25 protein-coding genes and 1 pseudogene are annotated in these 26,294 nt (G+C 71.6%); 5 read left to right on the forward strand and 21 right to left on the reverse strand.

The features are described 5' to 3' along the window. Positions 1–27: 27 nt before the first annotated feature. The 7 genes from mgtA to ABD295_RS07920 form a co-directional block, all read right to left on the reverse strand. Positions 28–2,655: a magnesium-translocating P-type ATPase gene (mgtA, locus tag ABD295_RS07890; protein ID WP_344303133.1), complete on the reverse strand. Its 2,628-nt coding sequence runs from the start codon at positions 2,653–2,655 to the stop codon at positions 28–30. A 217-nt stretch (positions 2,656–2,872) separates the two neighbouring features. Beyond that, positions 2,873–3,247 (reverse strand): carboxymuconolactone decarboxylase family protein, encoded by a 375-nt coding sequence (locus tag ABD295_RS07895; RefSeq protein WP_344303134.1) that lies wholly within the window; start codon positions 3,245–3,247, stop codon positions 2,873–2,875. Between the two features lie 41 nt (positions 3,248–3,288). Further along, positions 3,289–3,552 carry a metal-sensitive transcriptional regulator gene (locus ABD295_RS07900; RefSeq protein WP_344303135.1) on the reverse strand — a complete coding sequence of 88 codons (264 nt, stop codon included), beginning with the start codon at positions 3,550–3,552 and terminating at the stop codon, positions 3,289–3,291. Continuing rightward, complete coding sequence (locus ABD295_RS07905) at positions 3,552–4,007, reverse strand: DUF302 domain-containing protein (RefSeq protein ID WP_344303136.1); 456 nt, start codon at positions 4,005–4,007, stop codon at positions 3,552–3,554. The genes ABD295_RS07900 and ABD295_RS07905 overlap by 1 nt, the downstream gene beginning before the upstream one ends. Before the next feature lie 290 nt (positions 4,008–4,297). Next, positions 4,298–6,832: an ABC transporter permease gene (locus tag ABD295_RS07910; RefSeq protein WP_344303137.1), complete on the reverse strand. Its 2,535-nt coding sequence runs from the start codon at positions 6,830–6,832 to the stop codon at positions 4,298–4,300. 2 nt (positions 6,833–6,834) lie between these two features. Further along, positions 6,835–7,566, reverse strand: a complete 732-nt coding sequence (locus ABD295_RS07915) for an ABC transporter ATP-binding protein (protein WP_344303138.1) — start codon at positions 7,564–7,566, stop codon at positions 6,835–6,837. Positions 7,567–7,716: 150 nt separating this feature from the next. Continuing rightward, complete coding sequence (locus ABD295_RS07920; protein ID WP_344303139.1) at positions 7,717–8,436, reverse strand: CPBP family intramembrane glutamic endopeptidase; 720 nt, start codon at positions 8,434–8,436, stop codon at positions 7,717–7,719. Positions 8,437–8,590: 154 nt separating this feature from the next. Between ABD295_RS07920 and ABD295_RS07925 the strand changes: the two genes are divergently transcribed. Beyond that, complete coding sequence (locus tag ABD295_RS07925) at positions 8,591–9,040, forward strand: CBS domain-containing protein (protein ID WP_344303140.1); 450 nt, start codon at positions 8,591–8,593, stop codon at positions 9,038–9,040. A 17-nt stretch (positions 9,041–9,057) separates the two neighbouring features. Here the strand turns inward: ABD295_RS07925 and ABD295_RS07930 are convergent, their stop codons facing one another. After that, positions 9,058–9,435 carry a hypothetical protein gene (locus ABD295_RS07930; protein WP_344303141.1) on the reverse strand — a complete coding sequence of 126 codons (378 nt, stop codon included), beginning with the start codon at positions 9,433–9,435 and terminating at the stop codon, positions 9,058–9,060. After that, positions 9,432–10,922 carry a DUF4389 domain-containing protein gene (locus ABD295_RS07935; RefSeq protein ID WP_344303142.1) on the reverse strand — a complete coding sequence of 497 codons (1,491 nt, stop codon included), beginning with the start codon at positions 10,920–10,922 and terminating at the stop codon, positions 9,432–9,434. The genes ABD295_RS07930 and ABD295_RS07935 overlap by 4 nt, the downstream gene beginning before the upstream one ends. Positions 10,923–11,127: 205 nt before the next feature. Between ABD295_RS07935 and ABD295_RS07940 the strand changes: the two genes are divergently transcribed. Next, on the forward strand, positions 11,128–12,012 hold the full coding sequence (locus ABD295_RS07940) for a hypothetical protein (protein ID WP_344303143.1): 885 nt from the start codon (positions 11,128–11,130) through the stop codon (positions 12,010–12,012). Further along, the gene (locus ABD295_RS07945; RefSeq protein WP_344303144.1) at positions 12,009–12,395 is read left to right on the forward strand and encodes a hypothetical protein; all 387 of its coding nucleotides are present in this window, start codon (positions 12,009–12,011) and stop codon (positions 12,393–12,395) included. The genes ABD295_RS07940 and ABD295_RS07945 overlap by 4 nt, the downstream gene beginning before the upstream one ends. Position 12,396: 1 nt before the next feature. Here ABD295_RS07945 and ABD295_RS07950 read toward each other — a convergent pair whose 3' ends face one another. The 7 genes from ABD295_RS07950 to ABD295_RS07980 all read right to left on the reverse strand — a co-directional run bounded on the left by ABD295_RS07950 (position 12,397) and on the right by ABD295_RS07980 (position 19,479). Further along, complete coding sequence (locus ABD295_RS07950) at positions 12,397–12,606, reverse strand: DUF1918 domain-containing protein (RefSeq protein ID WP_344303145.1); 210 nt, start codon at positions 12,604–12,606, stop codon at positions 12,397–12,399. Between the two features lie 111 nt (positions 12,607–12,717). Further along, on the reverse strand, positions 12,718–14,358 hold the full coding sequence (locus tag ABD295_RS07955; protein ID WP_344303146.1) for an NAD(P)-binding protein: 1,641 nt from the start codon (positions 14,356–14,358) through the stop codon (positions 12,718–12,720). Continuing rightward, entirely contained in the window at positions 14,355–15,356 is a 1,002-nt protein-coding gene (locus tag ABD295_RS07960; RefSeq protein WP_344303148.1) for a thiamine pyrophosphate-dependent enzyme, read from the reverse strand. Before ABD295_RS07960 ends, ABD295_RS07955 begins: the two co-directional genes overlap by 4 nt. Continuing rightward, the gene (locus tag ABD295_RS07965; RefSeq protein ID WP_344303149.1) at positions 15,353–16,618 is read right to left on the reverse strand and encodes a transketolase C-terminal domain-containing protein; all 1,266 of its coding nucleotides are present in this window, start codon (positions 16,616–16,618) and stop codon (positions 15,353–15,355) included. Before ABD295_RS07965 ends, ABD295_RS07960 begins: the two co-directional genes overlap by 4 nt. Continuing rightward, a complete protein-coding gene (locus ABD295_RS07970) occupies positions 16,611–17,213 on the reverse strand; it encodes a 2-oxoacid:acceptor oxidoreductase family protein (protein WP_344303150.1) in 603 nt (200 codons plus the stop codon). The genes ABD295_RS07965 and ABD295_RS07970 overlap by 8 nt, the downstream gene beginning before the upstream one ends. Positions 17,214–17,317: 104 nt before the next feature. Then, on the reverse strand, positions 17,318–18,997 hold the full coding sequence (locus tag ABD295_RS07975) for a DUF5671 domain-containing protein (RefSeq protein WP_344303151.1): 1,680 nt from the start codon (positions 18,995–18,997) through the stop codon (positions 17,318–17,320). Then, positions 18,994–19,479: a hypothetical protein gene (locus ABD295_RS07980; protein WP_344303152.1), complete on the reverse strand. Its 486-nt coding sequence runs from the start codon at positions 19,477–19,479 to the stop codon at positions 18,994–18,996. Before ABD295_RS07980 ends, ABD295_RS07975 begins: the two co-directional genes overlap by 4 nt. 210 nt (positions 19,480–19,689) lie before the next feature. Here ABD295_RS07980 and ABD295_RS07985 point away from each other — a divergent pair, with 210 nt between their 5' ends. Together ABD295_RS07985 and ABD295_RS07990 are read left to right on the forward strand one after the other, a co-directional pair. Next, positions 19,690–20,112, forward strand: coding sequence for an Hsp20/alpha crystallin family protein (locus tag ABD295_RS07985; protein WP_344303153.1), 423 nt, complete (start codon positions 19,690–19,692; stop codon positions 20,110–20,112). Beyond that, entirely contained in the window at positions 20,109–20,396 is a 288-nt protein-coding gene (locus ABD295_RS07990) for a DUF1876 domain-containing protein (RefSeq protein WP_344303154.1), read from the forward strand. The genes ABD295_RS07985 and ABD295_RS07990 overlap by 4 nt, the downstream gene beginning before the upstream one ends. A gap of 4 nt (positions 20,397–20,400) precedes the next feature. Here the strand turns inward: ABD295_RS07990 and ABD295_RS07995 are convergent, their stop codons facing one another. The 5 genes and pseudogenes from ABD295_RS07995 to ABD295_RS08015 all read right to left on the reverse strand — a co-directional run bounded on the left by ABD295_RS07995 (position 20,401) and on the right by ABD295_RS08015 (position 26,267). Continuing rightward, positions 20,401–21,798, reverse strand: a complete 1,398-nt coding sequence (locus ABD295_RS07995; RefSeq protein ID WP_344303155.1) for an MBL fold metallo-hydrolase RNA specificity domain-containing protein — start codon at positions 21,796–21,798, stop codon at positions 20,401–20,403. Then, positions 21,795–22,847 (reverse strand): zinc-dependent alcohol dehydrogenase family protein, encoded by a 1,053-nt coding sequence (locus ABD295_RS08000; protein ID WP_344303156.1) that lies wholly within the window; start codon positions 22,845–22,847, stop codon positions 21,795–21,797. The genes ABD295_RS07995 and ABD295_RS08000 overlap by 4 nt, the downstream gene beginning before the upstream one ends. After that, positions 22,844–23,593 carry an acetate--CoA ligase family protein gene (locus ABD295_RS08005; protein WP_344303220.1) on the reverse strand — a complete coding sequence of 250 codons (750 nt, stop codon included), beginning with the start codon at positions 23,591–23,593 and terminating at the stop codon, positions 22,844–22,846. Before ABD295_RS08005 ends, ABD295_RS08000 begins: the two co-directional genes overlap by 4 nt. After that, a pseudogene (locus ABD295_RS08010) lies at positions 23,539–24,723 on the reverse strand (GNAT family N-acetyltransferase); the annotation flags it as partial. The gene ABD295_RS08005 and the pseudogene ABD295_RS08010, both read right to left, overlap by 55 nt. Continuing rightward, positions 24,723–26,267 (reverse strand): YfcC family protein, encoded by a 1,545-nt coding sequence (locus ABD295_RS08015; protein WP_344303157.1) that lies wholly within the window; start codon positions 26,265–26,267, stop codon positions 24,723–24,725. The pseudogene ABD295_RS08010 and the gene ABD295_RS08015, both read right to left, overlap by 1 nt. Positions 26,268–26,294 lie beyond the last annotated feature (27 nt).

A 26,294-nucleotide genomic window follows, 5' to 3' on the forward strand; every position in this document is an offset into this window, starting at 1 on the left:
CGCTAGACGACCGCAGTCGCCCTTCTCTCACCAGTGTGACAAGCCGGTGGTCACCTTCGGGGCGGATTCGGATGCCTGCCAGAACCGCACCTTCACGACCTCGGTGCAGACGACGTACGACAACGCCACCGCGACGACGAGACCGACGAGCTCGGCGGGCAGGACCACGAGGCCGAGCATCGAGGCGGCCGGCGTGAACGGGAGCACCACCGTGGCCACGACCGTGAGCAGGCTCGACAGGACGAGCAGGCGACTGGGACGGCTGCGGTAGATCGGAACCCGGGTCCGCAGCGCGAACAGGACGCCCACCTCGGTGAGGATCGAGCCGAGGAACCAGGCGCTGCGGAACTCGGTCGCCTGGGCGTGGAACGCGAGCCTGAGCATGAGGAACATCGTCACGTCGAAGACCGACGACAACGCCCCGAACACCAACATGTACCGACGGATCTGGCGCACGTCCCACTGCTGCGGACGCTCCAGAGCGGAGGCATCCACCGCGTCGGTGGCGATGGTCATGCCTGGCAGGTCGGTGAGCAGGTTGACCAGCAGGATCTGTCCGGCCAGCAGGGGCAGGAACGGCAACACCACGGCCGCGGCCGCCATCGAGAGCATGTTGCCGAAGTTCGCGCTCGTGGTGACGTGGAGGTACTTCATGGTGTTCGCGAAGGTCCGGCGACCCTGCAGGACCCCGTCGAGAAGCACCCCGAGGTCCTTGTCGAGCAGCACGATCGACGCGGCCTGCTTCGCCACCGTGACCGCGGTGTCCACCGAGATGCCCACGTCCGCCGCGCGCAGGGCCGGTGCGTCGTTGATGCCGTCGCCGAGGTAGCCCGCCACGTGGCCGTCGCGGCGCAACGCGCGCACGATGCGTTCCTTGTGCAGAGGATCGAGCTCGCTGAAGACGCGGACGTCACGGGCGGCACGGCCCAGGGCCAGGTCGTCGAGGGCGGCCACGTCGCGACCGGTCATCGCGCCACCCAGGTCGAGACCGACCTCCGCCGCCACGTGGGCCGCGACGTACCTGTTGTCACCGGTCAGCATGCGGACCGAGATGCCGTGGTCCTCCAGGGCACGCACCATGGCGGCGCCGTCCTCCTTGACCGGATCGGCGAACGACACGAAACCGTGCAGGGTCAGCCCGGCCTCGTCGACCGGGTCCACATTCGTCCTCCCGGCGAGGGTGCGGCTGGCCACGGCGAGCACTCGGGTGCCCTCGCTGCTGAGCGCGGTGTACAGCGCGTCGATCTCGGACCTCCGAGCAGCCAGGGGGACCTCTGCACCGTGTCCGTCCTCGACCTGCGAGCACACGTCGAGGACGGCCGCCACCGAACCCTTGGTGACGAGCACCGGATCGGCGCCCAGCGCCGGATCGGTGACCAGGACGCTGAGCCGCTTGCGCCCGAAGTCGTACGGCAGCTCGTCGAGCCGGACGGCGCCGGAGACGTCGACTCGGGACCTGGCCAGGATGCTGGCGTCGATGGGGTTCGCGAGGCCGACCTGGAACGCCGCGTTCAGGTGGGCCAGACGCTCGACCATCGCGCTCGGCGCACCTCCCACGTCCGTCACCGACGAGACCCGGATCTCACCATCGGTCACCGTGCCGGTCTTGTCGAGGCACAGGACGTCCATCGAGCCGAAGTCCTCGATCGCGTCGAGCCGGCGGACGATGACGCGCTGGCGCGCCATCTCGCGGGCGCCCTCCGACAGGCTGAGGCTGACGATCGCCGGCAGCAGCTGCGGTGTCAGCCCCACAGCGAGGGCGAGGGAGAAGAGCGCGGAGTCGATGAACGGCCGCTGCAGCAAGACGTTGACCGCGAAGATCGCGACGACCAGCAGTGCCATCGCCCGGGTGAGGAGCAGGCCGAACGCGGTCATGCCGCGCTCGAAGCCGGTGGGCGGCCGGCGGTGCGTCAGGCTGCCGGCGACACGGCCGAGCTCGGTCTCGCGACCCGTGGACACGACGAGGAGGCGGCCTGACCCGCTGGACACGTGCGTGCCGAGGAAGAGCATGTTCGAACGCTCCGAGGGGCGCGACTCGGCGGCACTGACACCGGCGCGCTTCTCCGCCGGGAAGGTCTCCCCCGTCAGCACCGACTCGTCCGCGAGGAGCTGCCGCGAGTCGAGCACGAGGGCATCGCCGGGCACCAGGTCGCCCGCGCTCACCAGGACGACGTCCCCCGGGACGACCTCCGCGATCGGCACGTCCTGGGGCTCCCCGTCGCGCAGCACCGACACCTCCGAGCGGACGAGGTGGAGGAGGGAGGCCATCGCGCGGTCCGCGCCTCGTTCGTGCCAGAAGCCCAGCAGACCCGACACGGCGATGATGGCAACGATGATGGTCGCGTCGACGAGCTCGCCCAGGACTCCGGCGAGCACGGTCGCTCCGAGCAGGATGAGCAGCGTGGGGTTCAGGAACTGCCGGGCGAGCAGGTGCAGCGCTCCGGTACGCCGGTGGGCGTCCAGGACGTGGGCGGCGGTCTCGTCCACGCGTACCTGAGCCTCGGCCGCGCTTAGACCGCCGGCGCCGGAGCCCAGCAACCGGAGGGCCTCGTCGACAGGCCGGGTCCACGGTTGGCTGCGGTCACCGGTGTCGGGCCCGTGCGGTTGCGGCGCCGCGGTCTCAGCTGGCGGCACGGCTTGCCGGAACCCGTGCATGCCTCGCCTCCGCTCGCCGGCTGTGTCGGCACCACGGTCTCAGGCCGGGCACCGCGACCTCAGGGCCGAAAGGCCTCTGTGGCCATCGGGCGCATCCCCAGGTGACGGCCGGAGTCGGGACCTTCCGCTGCTCGGGTCAGGGACCTTGGACCCGGCACTCGGTCGACGCACCGGTGGGCGAGGACCGACCAGGCGAAGCCACCCGCTCCGTAGCTGCTCACTCAGGGGCGAACTCACAGAACGCGTCGAAGGCGCGCGGCCCGTGGATCGTGGCCGGCCCGCCATGCATGAGGAAGGTGACACCGATGGCCTCGGCGGCCTGCTGCCGGCTGGCTCCGGCTCGAGCCGCCGCCTCGGCGTGCGAGGCGATGCAGCCGTCGCAGCCCTCGACCACGGCGATGGCGAGCGCGATCAGCTCCTTGGTGCGGACGTCGAGCGCGCCGTCGGAGAACGCCGCCCCGTGGAGCTCGGCGAAACCCTTGTAGGTGTCCGGGATGGCGCGGCGCAACCGTCGGTGCAGTGGCGACAGGTCGTCGAGGACTGCCTTCCCGTGGTCGCTGGCGGTGGGCTGGGTGTCGATGCTGGTGGTCATCGGAGGTCCTTCAAGAGGTTGACTGGTGGATGGGGAGCGGTTCAGGCCAGGCCGAGGAAGAGCTTCTCGAGTTTCTTGACGTCGACGCTGTCCGGTCTGTCGCCCTCCGCGATGCACTGCTGGAGACCGGTGGCGACGACCTGGAAGCCTGTCCTCTCCAGCGCCTTGAGCACGGCGGAGAGCTGCGTGAGCACCGCCTCGCAGTCGGCCCCCTCCTCCATCATCGTGATGACCTTGCCCAGGTGTCCGTGAGCGCGCTTCGCGCGGTTGACGATGGCGTGCATGTCGCGCGTCTCGATCTGCATCACGCCACCTCCTGGCTCACCCGGTCGAGAGCGGCACGGAGTCGCCGCCGCGCCTCCCACGCCACCGACGCGACCTCTGGGTGCCCCTCGAGCTGAGACATCACGGCGGGATCGACGGCCTCGACGACCGTGCTCCCTTCACCGGTCTCCCGCACGACGACGTTGCACGGCAGCAGCGCCGCGAGCGACGGTGCAGACGACAGCGCACGGTGAGCCAGCTCAGGTCGACAGGCACCGAGGATGATCTCGGCGGCGACGTCGAGTCCGAGCTTGTCCTTCATGACCCGGCGTACGTCGATCTCGGTGAGCACGCCGAAACCCTGCTCCTGCAGTGCCTCGCGCACGCTGGCCACGGCGCGGGCATGAGGCATCCGGGTCCGTGCTCGGAGCGTGTAGTCGGACATCGGGGGCTTCGCAGGCAGCCCAGTCGCGGTGTTGGTGTCAGGGGTCTGCATCGGATGTGCTCCTTGATCGGGTGTGTGTCAGTATATCCCCCAGGGGGGATAACCCCCTGGGGGGTTCACGATCCTCATCCGTCACTCCGCCGAGGAGAAGTCCATGTGTCGTCCGGCCCGCTGCCGCACCTGCTCCAAGACCACGTGGCGCGGGTGTGGTCAGCACGTCGCTCAAGTCAGGGCGAGCGTGCCGGCCGACCTGTGGTGCCCTGGTCACCCGGCCGAGCCCCGCGTCGCCGACGTCGGCGGGTTGCGTCGGTGGTTCTCACGCTGAGTCACCGCTGCGTGGCTCACTCGGCCGACAGCGCGCGCAAGAGGTTCACCTTGCTCGCCTGCCGTGCGGGCGCGAGGGCGGCCAGCACGCCGATGGCGACGGCGATGCCGGCGTAGACGGCGAGGGTGCCGACGGGCACGTCCACCGTCGTGATGCCCTCGTCGGCCAGGGACCTGGCCAGGGCGACGCCGCTCGCCGCCCCCAGCGCGACCCCGGTGACCGCACCGAGCAGAGACATCAGGACCGCCTCGCGTCGGATGACAGCCCGGACCTGCCGTCGGGTGGCACCGAGCGCACGCAGCAGCCCCAGCTCCCGCGTCCGCTCGAAGACCGACAGCGCCAGGGTGTTGACGATCCCCAGCACCGCCACCACGACGGCGAGGAGCAGCAGGGCCGTGACGATGCCGAGCAGCTGGTCCACCGAGTCCTGCGCGTTGCGAGTGATGTCCTCGGGCGTGTTGACCGTGACGTTCGGGTAGTCCGCCAGCATCTCCTCGATCGACGCCTTGGTTGCCAAGGGATCCACGCCCGTCGCGGTCCTGAGCAGGACCGCGCCGTCGAGCCGGGAGGTCACGTTGGCCTCGAAGTCCGGCATCGACAGGACGTACGTCGCGTTGATGAGGCTGCCCTTCCCGAAGGTCCCGGCGATCCGCATCGTCTGGGGGCCCGTCTCCGGGAAGGTCACGACCAGGTCGTCACCCGTGCCCACGCCCAGCTCCTCGGCACGCGTGGCGCCGACGAGGATGTGTCCGGGCCGCAGGTCCTCGAGGCTGCCGGTCTCGATCCCGAGGTCGATCACGTGGTCGAGCCCCTCCGTGTCGAGGCCCGTGACGAGCGTCCCGTCGCCCTCCACCTGGGCGCCCCACTCCCTCAGCTCGACCACGTCCGCGACGTCGTCCCGGCCGCGCAGCGCCTCGGCGACCGACGCGGGCATCCCGAGGCCGGCACCGGCCGGCTCGAGGATGAGGTCGGAGCGATTGCCTCCGTTGACGGCATCGGTGACGGAGTGCTTGAGCGAGGTGGCGGTGACGGCAACGGCGACGACCACGGTCAGGCCGATCGTCAGGGCCATCGCCGTCGCGGCGGCGCGCCGCGAGCTGCGCCGCACGTTGCCGGCAGCCATCCGCCAGCCGCCACCGCGCCGACCGTGCCCCGCCAGGCGTGCCAGACCGCGCGCGAGGGAGGGACCGACGAACACCAGTCCCGCGAAGGCCGTCAACGTGGCGACCACCGTCCACCACCGCTGGTTGCCCGAGACCGACGTCGCCACGAGGAGCGCGGCACCGACGGCCAGCACGGACCATCCTGCGGCGTGCCGGACGCGTCCTGAGCCGATCGTCGGTGGGGGCACGTCCCGGAGCGCGTCCATAGGCGACACGCGCGCCGCCGACCACGCAGGCAGCAGGGCGGCGAGGGTGGTCACCACCAACCCCACGGCCAGGGCCACCGCCACCGTGCGTGGCTGGATGGAAGCCGAGGTGCTGGGCACGTCGATCCCCACCAGGCCGAGAAGAGAGCGGATGGCCACCGCGAGGCCGACGCCCACGCCGAGACCGACGACGCCCGCCACCAGACCGATGCCGGCCGCCTCCACGACGACGCCGCCGAGCACCTGCCGGCGCGTCGCACCCACGGCTCGGAGAAGTGCCACCTCGCGGCGGCGCTGCGCCACCAGCACGTTGAAGGTGTTCCAGATGACGAAGGATCCGACGAAGAGCGCCACTCCGGCGAAGACCAGCAGCACCGTGGTGAAGATGCCCATCGCATCGCGCACGGCCTCGGTCCCGTCGGCCGCCACCTGCTCACCCGTGACCGCCTCGACGCCCTCAGGGAGCACGGCCGCGATGTCGTCGCGAAGCTCGCGCGCGGTCGTGCCATCGGCGGCGAGCACGTCGACCTCGTCAACGACCCCCCGCTTGTCGAGGACGCGCTGGGCGGTGGGCAGCTCGAAGCCGGCGAGGGTCGCCCCGAGCAGGCTGTCGGTCTCCCCGAAGCCGAGCACGCCCACCAGGGTGAACGTGCGGCGTCCTCCGACGAGCACCACGTCGACGTCGTCACCGAGCCGGAAGCCGGCCTGCCTCGCCGTCCTGGCGTCGACCACCACCTCGTGCGGCCCCCAGGGAGCGCGTCCCTGCCGGTAGGTCACGTCGCCGGCGAGCCGGGCGTCCTGCGTCACGCTGGTCCCGATGGTCGGCGCTCCCCCCGGCTGCATCGGCTCGCCGTCGGCGTCGATGATCAGCGCGTAGCCGAACACCGACCCCTCGGCGGCCTCGACGCCTGGAACGCCGGCCACTGTGTCCACCACGCTCGCGTCCAGAGGCCTGACCTGCCCTCCGGTGGTGTTGATGTCGGCGTCGTAGGCGCTCTGCGAGCGGACCACCACGTCGGTGCCGGAGCTCAGGCCGGTGTAGAGCTCGTCGAAGGCTTTCAGCATGGTGTCGGAGAGCACGAACGTGCCCGACACGAAGGACACCCCGACGATCACCGCGGCCAGGGTCAGGAGCAGGCGGAGCTTGCTGACGAGCAGGTTGCGCAGCGAGACACGGAGCATCGTCAGTCCCCCAGCCGTCCCATGATCTCGAGGACGAGCTCGCGCGTCGGCTCGACCAGCTCCTCGACGAGCCGGCCGTCCACGAGGAAGACGACGCGGTCGGCGTACGCCGCGGCGCCGGGGTCGTGGGTCACCATGACGACCGTCTGGCCGAGCTCGTCGACGACGGACCGGAGGAACTGGAGCAGCTGGGCTCCGGCCTTGGTGTCGAGAGCACCGGTGGGCTCGTCGGCGAAGACCACGTCGGGCCTGGTGATGAGCGCGCGCCCTACGGCGACCCGCTGCTGCTGGCCACCGGAGAGCTCGGCCGGCCGGTGATGCAGCCGCTCACCGAGGTCGAGACGGGCGACCACCGTCGCCAGCCAGTCGGGGTCAGGAGCGCGGCCTGCTAGGTCGGACGGCAGCGTGATGTTCTCCTCGGCCGTGAGGGTCGGGAGCAGGTTGAAGGACTGGAAGACGAAGCCCAGCCGGTCTCGTCTCAGGACCGTCCGCTGGCGGTCGGTCAAGGAGGCGAGATCGGTGTCGCCGACCAGCACCTGTCCGGAGGTCAGGGTGTCCAAGCCCGCGAGGCAGTGCATGAGGGTGGACTTGCCCGAACCGGACGGTCCCATGATCGCGGTGAAACCGCCGACCGGCAGGTCCAACGTCACGCCGTCGAGGGCGACGACGGCGGTGTCCCCCTCGCCGTACACCTTGCGGGCCTGCACCGCCCGAGCCGCCCATCCGGACTGCATCCCTGTGGACGACGAAGCAGTTGCTGTCAGCGTGGAAGCCGGGGAAGACGTAGATGAAGCCATGTCTCCAGGCTCGCGACTCGCCCTCCGCAGGAGCAGAGTCCAACGTCATCGCTGCCGTGGCCGAAGGGCTCGCCGGAGCCGGCAGCCTCACCAGAACCCGTACACAGGACCGATCAGGAAGAACGTCAGCAGTCCGAGCGTGTTGTTGAACCCGTGCGCCAGGACCGGCGCCCACACCGTCCCGAAGCGCAACCGCAGCAGGCTGAACGCGACCCCGTCCAGCGCCACGGCCACCGTCCCCACAGCGCCCTGCTCGCTGTGCAGCACACCGAACAGCACCGAGGACACCGCGACGGCGAGCGCCACCGAGGCAGGTCCGGGACCCAACGCCTCGCGAAGCCGCGTCAGGAGGTAGCCCCGGAACGCCACCTCCTCGACGAACGCGCCGAGGGCCCAGCTCAGGGCGAGGAGCGCCACGAGCAGGCCGAGATTCCCCTGCACGTCGGCGAAGACGCCCATGTCCTGGCGCCGGCCGGACAAGTGCGTTGCGGCGGGGATCGTGACGGCGAGCTGGAACAGGGACCACCCGACGGCGAAGGTCGCCGTCGCGAGCACCAAGCGGCCCGGCCGGGCGCGGTGCAGGCCGAGGGAGGCGGGGCCGCGACGCCGGAGCAGCAACGACAGCCCGGCGAGCACCAGGAGGAAGAGTGACGGAAGTCCCACGTCGAGGACGATCGCCGCCGACGCCAGGACCACCTCGACGGCTGCCGACGAACGCGCCCGTCGCTCCTCGGGCTGGGACCTCTCACGCCGTCGTGGGGCGGTGCCCTCCGTGGGCCGCGCCGTAGGTCGCGCCGTGGGTCGCATCTCGTCCTCCTCGGTCTGCGCGCAGCCTCCACCGTGGCTGACGCGGGCCCGCCCGATGAGGGTCCAACGTCCTCGCGGGCGGGACGTTCGACCCGGGTGGCCGGCGAGCCCGGCGTCCGAGACTGGTCGCAACCCCACGCACAGGAGGACCCCAGTGGCCCAGCACCCCGACCGACCCGTCTCGACCATCATGAGCTGGCCCGTCGCCACCATCGACCACGAGGCGACCCTCGCCGAGGCCGCCGAGGCCCTCGCCACCGACGACATCGGGGCCCTCCTCGTGCTCCGCGACCACGCGCTGGTGGGCATCGTGTCCGAGCGCGACGTCGTGCTGCACGTGGCGGCCGGCACCGACCTCACGCACCTCCAGGTCGGAGAGGTGATGTCGGGCGACCTCGTCACCACTCCCCCGGACGCGACCATCGTCTCCGCAGCCCGACTGATGACCGACGCCGACGTCCGTCATCTCCCGGTGTTGCAGGACGGTCTGATCGCAGGGCTGCTGTCCATCCGGGACGTGGTCCCGGTGCTCACCGCCGCCGTCGGCGACGACGAGGTCGTCATCGTCCCGAGCGGGACCCGCCTGATCGTGCGCGGCGCCTGACCGGGGGCCCGACCGGGTCAGAGGCCAACGGGCCAGCCGGTCACAGCGGCCGCGAGCACCAGCGCGTCCAGGATCACGCCCAGGCTCAGCCACGGGTGGAAGAACAGCAGCTTCAGGCTCAGCCCGACGATGGCGGCGGCCGCGGCGACCTCGACGCGTCCGGGCGCGTCGAACGCCACCAGGACCCCGGCGATCACGTAGAGCACAGCCGAGCCGACGGCCAGCACGACCGAGGTGCGGTGGACCAGGGAGGCCGGGGCGCCGTTGACCGTCAACAGCGCGGAGTGGTCGGGCTCGAACGGAGCGGGGTGCTCCGGATCGGGTCGCGTCAACCAGATCGCCGTGTGGACCAGCCCGTGGGCGATCAGGAAGACCGCCACCAGTGCCGTGGTCATCGGGCACCTCCCGCTTCTACCGAGCGCAGCGTCAGGAGCAGGGTGGCGAGGGCCGCGACCAGAAGGACCGCGGCTGCGACGAGCAGGCCCACCGCTGCCTCGCCGAGCCACGGCACGGTGGCGGCCACGGCGACGTCCGCGGCGACCCGGTCGCTGCCGTCGGCGTTCATGACGACGACCGTCCAGTCACCTTCCTCCACCGGCCAGATCAGGGACAGGTCCCCCGGCCCGCTGGCCTTCGCCGCCCACACGTCGAGCGAGGCGGGGGGCAGCTCGGGCGCACCCGTCCCGGTGACGCGGTAGACGGGCACGACGTCTCCGTCGACGCCCTGGAAGTCGACGACCTGCGCGTGCTTGAACGAGGAGAGGTACTCGGCGACGTCACGGGTCTCGGCGACCCCGACGAACAGGGAGTCCTGTCCATTGCCGGAGACCTCGACGCGCGCATCGCCCACCAGCGACTCGGGGGTCAGACCCGCGGCTCCGTCCAGGTGGATCGTGAAGGTCTGCGAGGTGAGGGCATACGTCTCCGTCGCGAACGCGCGTTCCTGCCCTCCGACGAATCCCGCGTCGTCGCGACCCGCTCCGTCGACCAACGCCGCCGCGACTCCAGCAGTGCCGAGAGCGGCCGAGAGCAGCAGGACCGCACAACCGGCGACCAGGGCGACGATCCGGCCGGCCGTCCACGGCCGGGAGGGGCGCATGCCCGCCGGCGGTGCCGGGGAGGCAGGTGCGTCGGTCACCGCGAGCGCGCCGGCGGGACTCGTCGGGCGCGCACCGGTCGAGAACTCGAGGCCGGGGTCGTCGCCACCCTGGTCGAGCCGGAACGGCGGGTACACGTCGGTCATCAATGCGGCGTACGCCGCGACGCGCAGCACCCACCGGTTCAGGCCGAGCACCAGGTCGAAGACGGGCTGCGGGTAGCGGCCGGTGAACAGCAGGACGACGGCTGCCACCAGCACGAGAAGCCCGATCAGCCCCGTGCCGTCGGCGAAGCTCGTGTCGGACGAGGTGGCCTGGTCGGCGGCGTACCACCCACCGCCCAGGAAGATGCCGACGACGAGGTAGTGCGGGATGGCCAGCAGCCACCACTTGACCAGGACCAGGCCGCGAGACAACCGCTCGGGGTAGTCGACGTCGAAGTGAGCGGGGTAGTCCGGCACCTCGGCCAGCGTGAACGGCGGATAGCGGTCCGTGCCCAGCGTGCCGTACGCGTAGTAGGCCACGCGCCACGTCCAGCGCAGCACACCGACGTTGAAGTCGAAGATGGCGCGGGGGTAGCGACCCGTGATCAGGATGGCGAAGAAGGCCACCACGCTCAGCACGGCGAAGGCCATCCACAAGAAGAGCAGCACCACGTAGTGGGGTAGCGCCAGCAGCCACTTCACCAGCCACAACCACCGGTTCAGGCCGCTGTCGAGAGTGGCGTCGACGTGCACGGGATAGTGCTGCCGGGCTTCGCGTGGAGGGTAGGTCGTCGAGGTCATCGTCGTGTCTCCCGTTCGTCTCGTCCTCCCAGACTGCCGTCGTGGTTCGACGCGACCCAGAGGCCAAGGACCTCTCCCGCACAGGCCCGGCCCCACCCGGCTGGGTGCCGGAGGACCGAGCAGGCCGGGATTGCGGATGACCTAGGTCCCTGGTCGGGTCGGTTGCCTTGCCCGACGGTGGAGACACGACGACGAAGGAAGAGCGATGACGACCAGATCCTCCACCGGGGCGCTTCCGGCGACCACGACGAGACCGCTCGACCTGCACAGCACCCACCGCATCTCCAGAACCGCACGGCTGTCGGCCGTGATCGTCTCGCTGGGCATCGTGGCTTCCTCGGCCTACGCCCTGCTCGCCGACGATCCCTACCGCGACCTGTCCGACGCGACCGTCGTGGCCGCGAAGGCCCAGGACGTCTGCAGCGTCCTGTTCGCCGGGGTGCTGCTGTGGCTCATCAGGACGACGGTCGCCACGAGAGCCGCCCACCTGCTGCGGGTCGGGCTGCTCGCATACGTCGCCTACAGCTATGCCATCTACCTCACCGGTGTCCCGATGAACCGTGCGTTCCTGGTGTACGTCGTCATCGAGTCCGCAGCCCTGGCCGGCCTCGTCGAGGGTCTCCTCCGCCTGACGACCTGGTCGTGGCCCTTGGTCTCCCGGCGGCTGAGCCGGGGCACCGGCTGGATGCTCTCGTTGGTGGCGGTCCTCTTCACAGGCCTGTGGTTGAGCGCGCTGGTCCCCTACGCCCTCGGAGGTGCCACTCCCGAGCCCGCCGGGGTGGGCGGGGCGCCCTACCCCGTCTACGTGCTGGACCTGGTGGTCGTGCTGCCGTGCATCCTGGCCGTCGGCGTGCTGCTCCTGCAGGGCCGCCCGCTCGCGGGACCGCTGGCCGTCGTCGCCCTGGTGAAGATCCTGACCCTCTTCGGTGCCTTGTGGGCCGGTGTGCTGGTCGGCCTCGCCACCGGCGAGGACGTCGAGCTCGGCGCGGACGCCGGCCCCAGCGTGCTCATGCTGGTGGCGAGCGCGTGGCTGCTCGTGCGATGGCTGAGGGCGCTGACGCCGGCCCGGACGACCGGCAGCCCCTCATGACCGGCGCGACCGGCACCCTCCTCCAGGTCCACCTCGAGGATGCAGGCGCTCGCTCCTGGTGGGCCGCGCTCGCCAACGTGCTCGCCGGGAGCAACGGCAGTGCCCAGTACCGGTTCGTGGCCCGGCCGCCGTCGCTGACGCAGGACGCGACCAGCGCGCCGGTCGTCGGGGCGACGTTCCCGGTCGTCCGCGCGCAGGACCTGGCGGACCGCAGCTCACCCAACGCCTGGATCGAGATCGCGGAGGAGCGTCTTGACGAGCTCGACCGTCGGCTGCTCGCGGACGGCTGGGTGCGGACCGATGAGACCGGCCGGCACTGGTGGTCGCGCACCTACGTTCGACGCTCCGAGCAAGGGTCCAAGCAAGGCAGCACGACGACGTAGCTCAGGACGAGGCGGTCTCGTCGTGCTCGAAGTGCTGGACGACCGCATCGGGTCCGGGGTAGACGAGGGCCTCGTGGCCGGTGTCCGACCAACGCACCCGGTAGGGCGGGTGCCCGTCGGCTCCCTTGACCTCGAGGATCTCGCCGTCGCGGACCGGACCGTCCACGTGCATGCTGTGGACGACCAGCCTGTCGCCTGTGGTGGCGTGCATGTCAGCTCCCTCTACGTCGGACGACCGGTCGGGTGCCGATCGCTCTCCCCCAGCAGACCGCGCGCCGGCGTCGAGAGGCAGGGCCGGAGGTCCCGATGTCGCCGGGACGGCTCATCCGTCCTCGGGGAACATCTGGATGGCGCCGGGCGGGCACTCCTGGACGCACAGCCCGCAGCCCTTGCAGAAGTCGAGATCGATGAGGTAGCCGCCGGGTCCGGGCGGCCCGATCTTGATGATGGCGTCGTCGGGGCAGACCCCGAAGCAGTTGTCGCACCCAAGGCACTGGCCGCACGACAGGCACCGCCGCGCCTCTTCCAGCGCTGACGCGGCGTCCAAGCCCGTCACCACCTCGTCGAACGTCTCCGCTCGCACGGCGGGGTCGAGGCGCGGGCGGTGCGTGCGCGGGACCTCGTCGTAGTACCAGGTGTTGAGCGTCTCGGTCGTGGCCAGGGCAGGTACCTCACCGTGGTTCGGCGTGGTGGTGGAAAGCCCGGCGAGCCAGCGGTCGATGCTGCGGGCGGCCCGAGCCCCCTGGCCGACGGCCGAGGTCACCGACTGCTCCTGCGGCACCATGTCGCCTCCGGCGAAGACGCCAGGGCACACCGTGCTCAGGGTCTCGTCCACCTCCACCCGACCGTGGTCCTGGCGCAGCTCCGGCACCCTGTCGAGGAGAGCGAGGTCGGTGTCCTGCCCCAGGGCGAGGACCAGCGAGTCCGCGGCGAGCTCGTCGAGCTCGCCGGTCGGCTGCGGGAAGCCGTTCTCGTCCAGCTCCATTCGCTCGACCACCAGGCGGTCCGGGAGCACGCGGGCGACCGTGCTGAGCCACCGGAAGGTGATGCCCTCGTCGAGTGCCTCGCGCAGCTCTGACTCGTGTGCCGGCATCTGCTCCCGGGTGCGCCGATAGATCACGACCGGGTCGTAGGCGCCCAGGCGTCGCGCGGTACGGGCGACGTCCAGCGCGGTGTCGCCGCCGCCGTACACGGCGACTCGGCGGCCCAGCATCGCGGACCCGTCGTCCTCGAGGCCGTGCAGCAGGCCCACTGCCTCCAGGACCCGCGCAGCTGTGGCTGCCGGGATCTCGGCGCGCCTGTCGAGCTGGGCACCGACCGCCAGGAAGACCGCGTCGAAGTCGCGGCGCTCGCTCTCCAGGTCGGTGACCGGGGCGCCGAGCTCGAGAGCGACACCGAGATCGACGATCCGTTGGATCTCCGCGTCCAGCACCTCGCGAGGTAGTCGATAGCGGGGAATCCCGTAGCGCATCATGCCGCCCGGCCGGGGTGCCTGGTCGCGGACCGTCACCGCGTGTCCCAGCCGAACCAGGTGGTACGCCGCCGACAGGCCGGCCGGACCGGATCCTACGACGAGCACCGAGAGGCCGGTGGATGGCTTGTCGGCCTCGACCTGCCATCCCCGCTCGATGGCCAGGTCGCCCAGGAACCGCTCCACGGAGTTGATGCCCACCGCTCCGTCCAGCTCGGAGCGGTTGCAGGACGACTCGCACGGGTGGTAGCAGACGCGCCCCAGCACCGCCGGGAGCGGGTTGTCGTCCATGATCCGGCGCCACGCCGCCTCGTAAGCGGGCTCGCCGGCCTGGGCGACGTACAGCCAGTCGCGCACGTCCTCACCGGCCGGGCAGGCGTGGCCGCAGGGCGCGACCCGGTCGACGTAGACGGGGCGCTCGCTGCGCCACGAGCCGGTCCGGTTGGACCTGCTGGAGCCCGGTCCCAACGTCACGGCGAACGGCTCGATCATGACGAGACCTCCTCCGACAACCCGTAGCGAGCCTTGTTGCGATCGGCCATCTCCTGCAGCTGGGCGACGAGGTCGGGCCGCCCGTCCTCGCCGAACAGGTGCGCGAAGCGGCGCTGAGGACGCAGGTAGTCCTCGACCGGGACCGGACGGCGGATGCGGGTGACACCGGTGACGACACCGTGCTCGGCCTCGTAGACCGGGAAGAGACCCGACCGCTGGGCCAGGCGGGCCAGCTCGACGGTGAGGGCCGCCTCCGCCCCCCAGCCGAGAGGGCACGGCACCAGCACGTGCAGGTAGCGGGCGCCGCGCACCTGCATGGCTCGCGTGACCTTCCGTTCGAGGTCGCGCGGGTCGGCCACCGTGGCGGTGGCGACATAGGGGATCTGGTGCGCGACGGCGATGGCGGGGACGTCCTTGCCTTGGCCAAAGGCGTTCCCCGGCTGCCCTCCGAGCGCTGCGGTCGTGGCCGTTCGCGCGGCCGGCGGTGTGGCCCCGGAGCGCTGCACGCCGGTGTTCATGTAGGCCTGGTTGTCGTAGCAGACGAACAGCACGTCGTCGTTGCGCTCGAACATGCCCGACAAGCAGCCGAAGCCGATGTCCACGGTGCCGCCGTCGCCGGCCTGTCCGACCACGCGCAGGTCGTCGCGGCCGGTCACCTTGAGAGCCGCCGCCACTCCCGAGGCGACGGCCGGAGCGTTCCCGAAGAGCGAGTGCAGCCAGGGCAGACGCCACGCCGACTCGGGATAGGCGGTCGAGAACACCTCGAGGCACCCGGTGGCGTTGACCGCCAGCACCTTGCCGTCCGTCGCGCGCATCGCCGCATCGAGCACGTAGCGGGCGCCGAGGGCCTCGCCGCAGCCACGGCACGCGCGGTGACCGGAGGTCAGGGTGCCCGGTCGCGAGGCGCCCGCCTGCACGGTGCGGCTGCCTGGGTCGAGCAGCCGGTTGCCGACGGCCCGCAGGCCGACCTGCAGGCCGATGGTCTCCGGACCGGTCACGAGACCCTCCCTGCCATGTCCGGCCCTGACAAGTCCGCGAGGAACCGCTCGAGCTCGGGGCCGTGCTCCGCGCGATCGCCCGACCGGTCCAGCTCGGCGGCGAGGATCGAGGCGTTCACGTCGAGGAAGTGCGGACGCCGCGCGTCGAGGCGTCCTGCGAGGACCTCGTGGAGGAGCGCACCGACCGACGAGACGCCCACGGGGCGGCCGCCGAGTCCGGCCACGACGTCGTGCACCTCGACGGGCAGACCCTCCAGGGCGACCCGGACGTCCTGACCGAGCACTCCCCCGGCGCCGATGGACAGCGCCTTCTCCACGACGACGACCCGTTGCGCCCGCTCGAGGGCCTGGCGGACCTCGACCGCGGGCCAGGGCCGGAAGCAGGTGACCCCCAGGACCCCGACGCGATCGCCGTCTTCGCGGGAAGCGTCGGCCACCGCCTGGAGGGTCCCGAGGACCGATCCCATCCCGACGAGCACGGTCTCGGCGTCGTCCAGCCGGTGGAGGTCGAGCAGGCCGGCGGAACGCCGCTCGAGCTGTGCGGCGAGCTCGCCGCTCAGGCGCGGGAGGAGGTCGAGGGCCCGGAGCTGGCGCGCGTGCACCAGCAGCTTCGCCTCCATGAACGCCTCGGGGCCGACGAGGGCGCCGATGCTCATCGGGTCGCCCGGATCCAGCTGCTGGCGCGCCCGGAAGGCGGGCAGGTAGCGGTCGACGCCGTCCTGGTCCGGCACGTCGACCTCTTCGAAGGCGTGCGTGAGGACGAAGCCGTCCATGCAGACCATCACGGGGAGCGACACCGTCTCGGCCACCCGGAACGCCAGCACGTGCAGGTCGGCCGCCTCCTGGTTGGTGGCGGCGTAGAGCTGGATCCAGCCCGCGTCGCGCAGCGCCATCGTGTCGGAGTGGTCGTTCCAGATGTTGATGGGTGCCCCGATCGCGCGGTTGGCGACGGTCATCACGACGGGCAGACCGAGGCCGGAGGCGTTGAAGAGCGCCTCGGCCATGAAGAGCAGGCCCTGGCTCGAGGAGGCCGTGTAGGCGCGCACGCCTGCGGCGGAGGCTCCGATGCACGCCGACATCGCGGCGAACTCCGACTCCACCAGCAGGTACTCGCACGGCGACAGCGCCCCGGTGCGCACCAGGTCCGCGAGCCCCTCGACGATATGAGTCTGCGGTGAGATCGGGTACGCCGCCACCACCTGGGGACGGCAGCGGGCGACCGCGGTCGCGACCGCGACCGAGCCCTCCATCTGGTCACGCATGACGAAGCTCCCCTTCTCTGTCGTCGCTGTCCTGGCGGCGGCTCAGCACGAGGTCGTGGGCGGCGCGTGCGGCGGCGGCGTTTCCGGCGGCCGTCCCGGCGTCGAAGCGTCGCCTGATGGCGGCCTCCACCGCCTCGATGCCGACCACCCCGCTGAGCGCGGCGAAGGCACCGAGCAGGGCGGCGTTGGGAAGCGGGCGGCCCAGGTGCTGACGGGCGACCAGCGCGGCGTCGATGCTCATGAGTCGAGCCCCGCCCAGTCGGGCCGACAGCTCGGTGAGGTCGAGCTCGTCGACACTGTGGGTCGAGTTCACCAGGGCGTACCCGTCGCTGTGCAGGCCGGCGAAGACGTCGACCTGCCGCAGCAGCGTCGGGTCCTGCACGATCACCGCGTCCGGAGCCGTGATCGGCTCCCGGAGCCGGATGGGCTCGGTGTCGATCCGGCAGAAGGACGTCACCGGCGCACCGGTGCGCTCGGAACCGAACGTGGGGAACGCCTGGGCATGCCGTCCTTCCAGGAAGGCGGCGATCGACAACAGCTCGGCGGCCGTCACCACACCCTGGCCGCCGCGCCCGTGGATCCGCACTGCGAACACTCGGCCTCCTCGTCGTCGACGGCGGGCGCCTCCCGCGACCACCACGCTGCCAGCGGGCCGGTCGATGCGCCCGGGTCCTAGGTCACCTGGGGTGACGGCGAACGTCATGCCCCGAACGGGGGTGGCGCGGACCTCTCGACCCGGAGGCTGCGCAGTGCGCCGTCGTCGGCCTGGACCACCACCTGCTCGAGAGCCCCGGACCCCTCCACGAGAGCGAGGACGTCGTTCTCGGACCGGGGCTGGGGGCGCTGGTCCGGAAGCGTCCAGAACAGGACGGTGCAGCGCCAGCGGTGCGCGAGCGAGCGCGCCATCGCCGGATCGCCGACGCCCAGCAGCAGGACGAAGCGCGGCCCGCGTCGGCTCCCGGCGACGGTGCGGTCGTGCTGGTACACGACCCAGTGCCCGGCCGCCGCGGCCCCGGCCGCACAGAGGATGCCGAGCGGGTAACGGGACCCGTCGAGCGTCGCAGCGCCGACGCGGCCGGCAAGGATGTCGCTGACGACGACGAAGCCGCCGGCGAGGAGCGCGGCCACTGCGGCCAGGCTGCTGAGCCCCAGCACGAGGAACAGGTAGGCGCGCCTGGTGACGGAGGCCACCTCGTCCTGAGGGTCCGACTTCGCGGCGCGTCGGGCACTTCGCCAGTGGAACGCCCAGAGCGGCGCCCCCGCAGCCAGCAGGACCACGCCGGCCAGCGCTGTGTCGACCGCAGTGTGGGAGGGCGTCCGCTTGCCTGTCAGCCCTTCGGCCGCGGCGGCGACCAGGACGCACGCACCGGCCGCGGCCGTCGCGAGGGCGATGCCCGCCATCACGTAGTCCCGCACCCGGTCGACCTCGCTGCGCTTGCTCGGGACTCGCGCACGGAGGACCTGGCGGTGGTAGCCCAGCACCAGCGCGCCGGTGACGGCAGCTGCGACGAGCTCGGGCATCGTGGCGAAGTAGCTGTCCGCGTCACTCGTGCCGGGACGGCCGAGCAGCCACGCGGCCATCCGGTAGGCAGCGAGGGTCCCGGCGGACAGCAGGGTGAGCAGGCTGCCCGCCATGGCGACGAGCACGACGTAGGCATGCCAGAGGTCGTCCCGCTCGGCGTCGCGCAGCTGGCGGATCCAGTACCACCACCACACCAGGACGCCCACGACGAGGGTGGCCAGCCCTGCGCGCACCTCGTCGTGCCGGCCCGCGAGGAGGACGTCGGAGGGGAGCCCGAACCAGCGTTCGAGCGCGCCCGCGAGCACGACGCCGAATCCGAGGCCGCCGAGCACGAGGCCGGCGATCGAACCCAGCACCAGCAGCGGCCGAAAGGCCCGGGTGTCGGCACTTCGAGCCACGATGCGCTCGTGGACCCCCCAGAACGAGCCCCACACCAGAAGGGTCGCGGCGGAGGAGACCGCCGGTGCGCGCTGTCCGAGGACCCAGGCGAGCAGGTCGTGCAGCGAGAGGGCGACCACGCCGAGCGAGACCAGGCAGGCGGCACTCAGGTAGAGCGATCTCGCCAGCGAGGTCCCCTCGGTCGGATCCTGCTGGGAGCGACGTGCCCAGCGCACGACGAGCACCAGGAGCGGCAGTCCCACCGTGAGCCACACCAGGTTGCGCGCGAGGACCTCACGGGCCACGCCCCGGCCCGCGATCGTGTCCAAGGCGGCTGCGAGGAGACCGGAGAGGCCGACTGCGCTTACCACGTCGAGCACGAGCAGGCCGCCGTACTGGAAGAACCGGCGCACGGATCCAGCCGTCGCCGGCCCGGGACTCGTCGGTGGGCGCGTGACCCGCCCCCGGCCGCGCGTCATCGGGAGTCCTTTGTGCAGTCCCACGTCGGCCAGGGAGTGCCGGACAGCAACCAGCGACCACCCTCCCGCGTCAGCGTGAGGATGTGCTCCTCGCTCCACTCGGCCGGCACCAGAGAGGCGGAACCTGCCGTGACCGAGACCTCGACGAGGGCCCGAGCGTCCGCGACCCGCACGCCGACGAGCGTGACGAAGGCGTCCGCAGGCACGTACGCGCTCTCCAGGTCCGCCTCGTCGCACGGGCTCGACGAGGACAGAAGTCCTGCCGCATCGGACGGGTCCTGCTCCAGCACCTCACGCACGTACGCCTGCGCGGCGGCTTCGGGAGAAGCGGGGGCCGTGACCTCCGTCCTCGGCGGGACGGCGACCGACGTGGCGACGGCGGCGACCACGATCAGACCGGCGGCGACGAGCGGCCACCAGGCACGCCAGGTCGTCACCCCGTCCGTGCCGTCCATGCCGTCCTTGCCGGGCCTGCCGTCCATGCCTCGATCCTTCTCCTCGTCCCTGCGTCCGACAGGGTCCGAGGTCCTCCGTGGCCCGGGACGGACCCGACGGGACCCATGTCGCCGCGGCACTCCTGACGACTGGACCACGCGCCGGGACCTCTGCCTCTGACCCCGCGGTGCGGGTCGCAGGAGGCTGGAGGCAGGTGCCCGTCGACCCTGACGGCGCCGCGAAGGAGGGAAGAGGACATGACGACACTGGTACGCCCGTTCGAGAGCCCGATGGGCGATCTCATGGACTGGCTCGACCTCACCCGGGCGACCGGCCTGGCACCGCTGTTGCGGTTCGTCCCCATCGAGACGTTCTCCGGCGACAGCAGCTTCGTGGTGCGGGCCGACCTTCCCGGTTTGGATCCGGAGAAGGACTTCGAGGTCACCGTGGAAGGCGACGTGCTCACCATCAAGGGCGAGCGCCGCGAGGACCTGCACGAGGACGGCCGGAGCGAGCTGCGCTACGGCTCGTTCACCCGGAGCGTGCGACTGCCCCAGGGCAGCCGGCCGGAGGATGTCTCGGCCAAGTACGACGCCGGGGTCCTCGAGGTGACCATCCCTGTGACAGCCGCCGCAGTGAGCCCCGTCAAGGTCGAGGTCTCGAAGAAGGAAGCGTCGTGACCACGACCGCCAGACCGCCCGTGGCCAAGACCTGGACCGTTCGGATCGACCTCGGCGAGCACGACGGGCACACGCGCGCGATCGCGCGGCTGCACACCGGTGACGCGACGTCGTTGGTCGGCACCGGGCTTGCCCGGCTGAGTCCGTCGGATCCCGACGTCCCTGAGATCGGCGACGAGGTCGCCGTCGCGCGGGCGCTGGCTCAGCTGTCGCGCGTCCTGCTGGGCGTCGCTGCCGACGACCTCTCCGAGGTGCTCCACGACGCGGTCGACCTGCCCGGCTAGACCGTCAACCGAGGCGGACCCGCTCGCCGAGGCGTGGGACGACGGCGCAGAGGTCCAGCTCCCTGGACAACCGGGTCGCCAGGGCCTGCGCCGCGTGCTCCTCGCCGTGCACCACGTAGACGGTGCGCGGCAGCGACTCCGCCGACGAGATCCAGCCGACGATCTCGTCGGCGTCGGCATGCGCCGAGAACTCGACGTCCTGCACGATCTCGGCACGCACCGGCACGTAGCGGCCGTGCATCTTCACCTGGCGCGCGCCCTCGGCGAGCTGTCGGCCCCGCGTGCCCTCCGCCTGGTAGCCGGTGAGGACCACGCAGTTGCGCGGATCGGGAAGCTGGTGCTCGAGGTGGTGCACGACGCGTCCGCCGGTGGCCATCCCGGACGCCGACACGATGATGCAGGGGTGTGAGGGCCGGTTGAGGGCGATGGACTCGGCCGCGCTCGTCACTGTCGTGACAGCCAGCCCGCCGAGGGCGTCCAAGGACTCCGCGGCGTCCGCACGCAGCTCCGCGGAACCCTCGCGCAGGGCCTGGCGGTAGACCTCGAGCGCCGCGAGTGCCATCGGGCTGTCGACGTAGAGGGGCACTCGCGGGATCGCGCCGCTGACCATGAGCCGGCTCAGCTCGAGCAGGACCAGCTCGGTCCGGTCGACCGCGAAGGCCGGGATGAGGACGGACCCTCCTCGCCTGATCGTCCTGGTCACGGTGGTGGCAAGCAGGTCCGGGTCGGGGATCGGGTGGTGCCGGTCGCCGTACGTCGACTCGACGACCAGGGCGTCACAAGCCGGGGGTGGTGCCGGCGGACCGAGGAGGGGATGCGAGGCGCGACCGAGGTCGCCGCTGAAGACGACGCGCCGGCCTGCTGTCTCCAGCACCACGACGGAGGAGCCGAGGATGTGGCCCGCAGGCTGCAGGCGGACCGCCGTCTCAGGACCGAGGTCGACCACCTGCCCGAACGCGACCGGGCGGAAGTGCGGCATCGTGCGCTCGACGTCGTCACGGTCGTAGAGGGGCAACGCGGGCCGGTGCTTGCTCCACCCCAGGCGGTTGGCGTCCTGGGCGTCCTCCTCCTGGAGGTGGGCGCTGTCCCGCAGGACGATGCCCGCAAGAGCCGCCGTGTGGTCGGTGCAGGTCACGGTTCCGGCGAAACCCTCCTTGACCAGCCGGGGCAGGTAGCCGCAATGGTCCAGGTGAGCGTGGGTCAGCACGACGGCGTCGATCGATGCCGGGCTGAGGGGGAACGGCTCCCAGTTGCGCCGGCGCAGCTCGGCCAGGCCCTGGTAGAGCCCGGCCTCCACGAGGATCCGGGTGTCCCTGTGCTCGACCAGGAAGTGACTGCCCGTCACGGTGGCGACGGCGCCGAGGAAGCTGAGCACAGGTCGCTCGGGTCCCCGGTCGCTCACGATCCCGCTCTCCGCTCGTGATGGCCGGCCAGGTCGATCACCGCAGATCCGGCGACGGCGCCGGACTCGATGTCGCGCAGAGCATCGGGAACCGCGAAGAACGGGTAGGCGGTGGTCCGTACGTCCAGGTCCATCGCGGCAGCGATCTCGAGCAGCTGCTCGCCGTCGGCGCGCGTGTTGGCGGTGACCGTGCGCAGGTCGCGCTCGCGGAACAGGTGCGACGTGTAGTCGAGGGGCGGGATCTGCGACATGTGGATGCCGGCCAGGACCACCGTCCCACCGGCGTCCACCGCCGTCAGCGCGAGCGGAACGAGCTCGCCGGCAGGGGCGAAGACGATCGCCGCGTCGAGGGGCTCGGGCGGGGTTGCGGTCGCGCCGCCCACCGACGCGACACCCAGCTCTCGTGCGAGGACCCTGGCGCGCTCGCCGCGCGTCATGACGTGCACGACGGCGCCTTGGTGCATCGCCACCTGCGCGGTGAGGTGCCCGCTGGACCCGAAGCCGTAGATGCCGAGCCGGCCGCCGGGCGGGAGGTTGGTCCGGCGGAGTGCGCGGTAGCCGATGATCCCGGCGCAGAGGAGCGGAGCGACGCTCACGTCGCCCAGGCCCTGGGGCAGCTTGTAGGCGTAGTCGGCGTGCGCGACGGCGTACGGCGCGAAGCCGCCGTCCACGTCCCAGCCCCGGTAGGTGGAGCTCGCGCACAGGTTCTCCCGGCCGTCGAGGCACCACCGGCACGACCCGCAGGTCCCGGCGAGCCAGGCGACGCCGACGCGGTCACGCACGGCCCAGCCCGTGACGTCGTGCCCGACGGACTCGACCCGACCGACCACCTGGTGCCCCGGCACCACCCCGGGTCGCCGAGGCGGCAGCTCGCCCAGGGCGAGGTGCACGTCGGTGCGGCACACGCCGCAGGCCGAGACCTGCACGAGCAGCTCGTGAGGAGCCGGTGCCGGGACGGGCCGGTGCAAGCACTGCAGCGGCCCCGTGTCCAGGGGACCGGCCGCCTCCACGGCCCACGCGGGCATCGCTCGCCACGGCTCGGCGGTCACGACAGGACCTCCCGCAGCTGACGAGGAGCCGGCTCCTCGGGGGCCACCGGGCCCGCCAGGCGGACCTTCACGTCCACTGGCGAGCAGCCGCCCGGTCCGACGAGCACCGGATTGAGGTCGAGCTCGGCCACCTCTGGCACTTCGAGCGCCAGTCGCGACAGGGTCAGGATCATGCGCTCCAGTCCGATGACGTCGCCGCGGGGAGCTCCCCGGTGGCCGCGGAGCAGGCGCCAGACGCGCAGGCTGCGCACCGCGCGTGAGGCGTCGGCCGGGCTCACCGGCGGCAGCAGCCAGGTGCGGTCGTCCCACACATCGACGTTGACGCCGCCGGCTCCCACCATGATGAGGGGCCCGAGGACCGGGTCGCGCACGATGCCGAGGGCGATCTCGGTGCCCGAGCACATCGGTTGCACCACGACAGGGAAGGCCCCCTGCCTCTCCTGCCAGGAGCCGAGCACGTCGGCCAGCTCCGTGGCCGACCCGATGCCGGTGCGCACCAGACCCTGCTCCGTCCGGTGGACCGCGAGCGGGTCGGCGGTCTTGACGGCGACGGGGTAGCCGCAGCGAGCCGCAGCGGTGACGGCCGCGTCCACGTCGCCTGCCACGACGCCGGGGACGGTGATCTCGCCGGCGGCGAGCAGCTCTGCCGCAGCGCCGTGGGAGAGCCACCCTGCACCCGACTCCGCCAGGCGGCCAGCAGGTCGTTGCCGGAGACGTCTGCCTTGTTGCCGAGGGACACGAAGCAGGAGACCCCCAGGTCCAGGCGCCGGGCGAGGTCCATCAGCACGATGCCCACCGCTCCGGACTGGCTGGCCACCGCCAGTCCTCCCGGCGGCGGCATCGCCCGGCTGAACGTCGCGTTGAGGCTCACTTGCGGGTCGTTGCAGATCACGCCCAGGCAGTTGGGGCCGACCAGGCGGATGCCGGAACGCCGCGCGGCGAGGGCCAGACGCCCCTGGAGCTGCACGCCATCCCCGCCCAGCTCGCCGAACCCGGAGGAGATCGCCACCGCCGCTCCGACCCGGCCGGTGCCCTGCTCGAGGAGGTCGACGCAACCGGCAGCCGGCAGCGCCAAGACCAGCAGGTCCACCGCGCCCCCGTCGAGTTCGGAGATCGAGTGAACGGCCGGGACGCCCTGCAGCGACCTGGCGCGCGGATGGATGACGGTGACGGCACCGTGGTAGCCACCCTCGAGCACCGCGCGCAAGATGGCCGCGCCGACCCCGGTGCCGTCCGCGCGCACGCCCGCGATCGCGACGGAGGCCGGCCGCAGCAGAGGCCTGAGGGAGGCTGCTTCGGCGTACGCCTCACGGTCGTCCACCGCCGTCTGCAGCGCGGCCGTCATCCCGGTGTCGATGTCGACGATCACCTCGCCGTGGTCGATGCGGCGGCGCACGTCGAAACCTGCGTCGTCGAGGACCCGCAGCATCTTCCGGTTCTCAAGGAGCACGTCGGCGGTGAAGTGCCGTACGCCCTTGTCCCTCGCCGCTGCCGCCAAGTGCTCCAGCAGCAGCGTGCCGAGCCCGCTCCCCTGCATCTCGTCGGCGACCAGGAAGGCGATCTCGCTCGTGTCGAGGTCGACCAGCTCGGAGGTGGCGAGGCCCACGATCCGGCCGCCGATCTCGGCGACGAGGGTGAGCTGGTCCGGCTGGGCCAGCACGTGGTCGACATACCGGTGAGCTGCGCTTCGTGCACCGGCCGCGAAGAAGCGCAGCCGCAGCGACTCGTCCGACACCCGGTCGTGCAGCGCGTGCACGCCGTCGCCGTCGTCGGCGCGCAGCCGACGGACCACTGCGATCCGCCCGTCGGCGAGGAGGACGTCCGCGCCCCCGGCGCCGCGCAGGCCGGTTGCCTCGTGCACAGGGGTCACCACCATCAGACCATCGCCGCCACGGCCGCGAAGCCCGTGCACAGCACGAGCAGGATCCCGACCAGGGGAAGCACGAACCGCAGGTACTGGTCGTAGCGGACCTTGGCGAGGGCGAGCCCACCCATGACCACGGCGGAGGTCGGGGTGATGAGGTTCACCACGCCGGACGCAGACTGGTACGCCGTCACGACGGATGCCCGCGACACGTTCGCGAAGTCCGCGAGTGGCGCCAGGATGGGCATCGCCAGGGCGGCGTGTCCCGAGGTCGAGGGGACCAGGAACGCCAACGGCAGGTTGACCAGGAACATCGCGGCTCCGAACACGCCGGACGAGGTGTCGTTCACGACGTTCTCCATCGCGTGCAGGATCGTCCCGCTGATCTCGGAGTTGTTCATGATCACGGTGACGCCGCGCGCCAGGACGATGATGAGACCGACCCCGACGAAGTCACCGGCACCCTTGACGACGGTGTCGGTGAGGACCTTCTCGCGCAGGCCGCCCACCACGCCGACGACGATCGACATCACCACGAACAGCGCAGCGAGCTCCGGGAAGTACCAGTCCAGCTGCCACGAGTAGCTCGCGGCGTCGGGCCCGTGGATGACCTGGGCCCACGGCACGATCGCGAAGATCATGAAGGCGAAGGTGACCGCGACGATGCCCAGGACGGACTTCTCCCGCGAGGCCAGCGCCGGGGCCTCCTGCAGGCCTCGCGACCGCAGCTCGTCGTCACCCTCGACGGGACCCACCAGGGAGGCCGACGGGTCGGCCTTCACCCGGCGCGCGTAGCGCACCACCCACCACACCGCGACGGGGACGAGCAGGACGTACATCGCCAGGCGGAAACCGATCCCGTCACCGATGGAGATGCCTGCCGCGCCCGAGGCGACGCCGGTGGCGAAGGGGTTCACCGTCGAGGCCAGCACACCGATGCCGGCGCCGAGCAGGATGGTCGCGGCGGCAACCAGCCGGTCGTAGCCCAGTGCCAGCATCAGCGGGATCAGGAGGGCGTAGAACCCGAGCGTCTCCTCGGCCATGCCCTCGGTGGTGCCCCCGATGGAGAACAGCACCATCAGGACGGCGATGAGAGCGGTGCCACGGGTGCTCATCCGGCCGGCCACCCGGGCCACGCCGTTCTCGATGGCCCCGGTGCGCATCGCCATGGTGATGAAGACGCCGATGGCGATCACGAACAGGAAGACGCCAGCGGCGCCGTAGAGCTCACCGGACTCGTAGGGGCCGATGAAGCCGTCGACGTTCATCACCCCGTAGAGACCGTTGATCGGCGCCAGGAACAGGTCCATCAGCCGGTCGCCGAACGACAGCGCCGCGTCGGTGCGCGCATAGCTTCCAGGCACCGGCGCTCCCCCGTCGTCGGTCGCGTAGCGTCCGGTCGGGATCACGAAGGCCAGCAGCCACACCGCGAGCGTGACGACCGCGAGAACGGTGAACGCGCTCGGGAATCGGAAGGTCCTGGGGCCGGCGGCCCCGTCATCAGCGAGACGGCGCTTTCTCGGCACCGGACGGGTCGGCTTCGTGTGCATGACCATGACGCCCCTCTTTTCTAGAACCTTCTT

Source organism: Nocardioides bigeumensis (genome assembly GCF_039531755.1).
GTDB lineage: Bacteria > Actinomycetota > Actinomycetes > Propionibacteriales > Nocardioidaceae > Nocardioides > Nocardioides bigeumensis.

Bases quoted from the DNA above. Each gene is read 5' to 3' on its own strand.
- ABD295_RS07965 (WP_344303149.1), bottom strand. From the start codon at position 16,618: ATGCGTGACCAGATGGAGGGCTCGGTCGCGGTCGCGACCGCGGTCGCC.
- ABD295_RS08015 (WP_344303157.1), bottom strand. From the start codon at position 26,267: ATGGTCATGCACACGAAGCCGACCCGTCCGGTGCCGAGAAAGCGCCGT.
- ABD295_RS07955 (WP_344303146.1), bottom strand. From the start codon at position 14,358: ATGATCGAGCCGTTCGCCGTGACGTTGGGACCGGGCTCCAGCAGGTCC.
- ABD295_RS07945 (WP_344303144.1), top strand. From the start codon at position 12,009: ATGACCGGCGCGACCGGCACCCTCCTCCAGGTCCACCTCGAGGATGCA.
- ABD295_RS07895 (WP_344303134.1), bottom strand. From the start codon at position 3,247: ATGACCACCAGCATCGACACCCAGCCCACCGCCAGCGACCACGGGAAG.
- ABD295_RS07940 (WP_344303143.1), top strand. From the start codon at position 11,128: ATGACGACCAGATCCTCCACCGGGGCGCTTCCGGCGACCACGACGAGA.
- ABD295_RS07910 (WP_344303137.1), bottom strand. From the start codon at position 6,832: ATGCTCCGTGTCTCGCTGCGCAACCTGCTCGTCAGCAAGCTCCGCCTG.
- ABD295_RS07935 (WP_344303142.1), bottom strand. From the start codon at position 10,922: ATGACCTCGACGACCTACCCTCCACGCGAAGCCCGGCAGCACTATCCC.
- ABD295_RS07900 (WP_344303135.1), bottom strand. From the start codon at position 3,552: ATGCAGATCGAGACGCGCGACATGCACGCCATCGTCAACCGCGCGAAG.
- ABD295_RS07920 (WP_344303139.1), bottom strand. From the start codon at position 8,436: ATGCGACCCACGGCGCGACCTACGGCGCGGCCCACGGAGGGCACCGCC.
- ABD295_RS07950 (WP_344303145.1), bottom strand. From the start codon at position 12,606: ATGCACGCCACCACAGGCGACAGGCTGGTCGTCCACAGCATGCACGTG.
- ABD295_RS07905 (WP_344303136.1), bottom strand. From the start codon at position 4,007: ATGCAGACCCCTGACACCAACACCGCGACTGGGCTGCCTGCGAAGCCC.
- mgtA (WP_344303133.1), bottom strand. From the start codon at position 2,655: ATGCACGGGTTCCGGCAAGCCGTGCCGCCAGCTGAGACCGCGGCGCCG.
- ABD295_RS07915 (WP_344303138.1), bottom strand. From the start codon at position 7,566: ATGCAGTCCGGATGGGCGGCTCGGGCGGTGCAGGCCCGCAAGGTGTAC.
- ABD295_RS07980 (WP_344303152.1), bottom strand. From the start codon at position 19,479: ATGGACGGCAGGCCCGGCAAGGACGGCATGGACGGCACGGACGGGGTG.
- ABD295_RS07985 (WP_344303153.1), top strand. From the start codon at position 19,690: ATGACGACACTGGTACGCCCGTTCGAGAGCCCGATGGGCGATCTCATG.
- ABD295_RS07930 (WP_344303141.1), bottom strand. From the start codon at position 9,435: ATGACCACGGCACTGGTGGCGGTCTTCCTGATCGCCCACGGGCTGGTC.
- ABD295_RS07975 (WP_344303151.1), bottom strand. From the start codon at position 18,997: ATGACGCGCGGCCGGGGGCGGGTCACGCGCCCACCGACGAGTCCCGGG.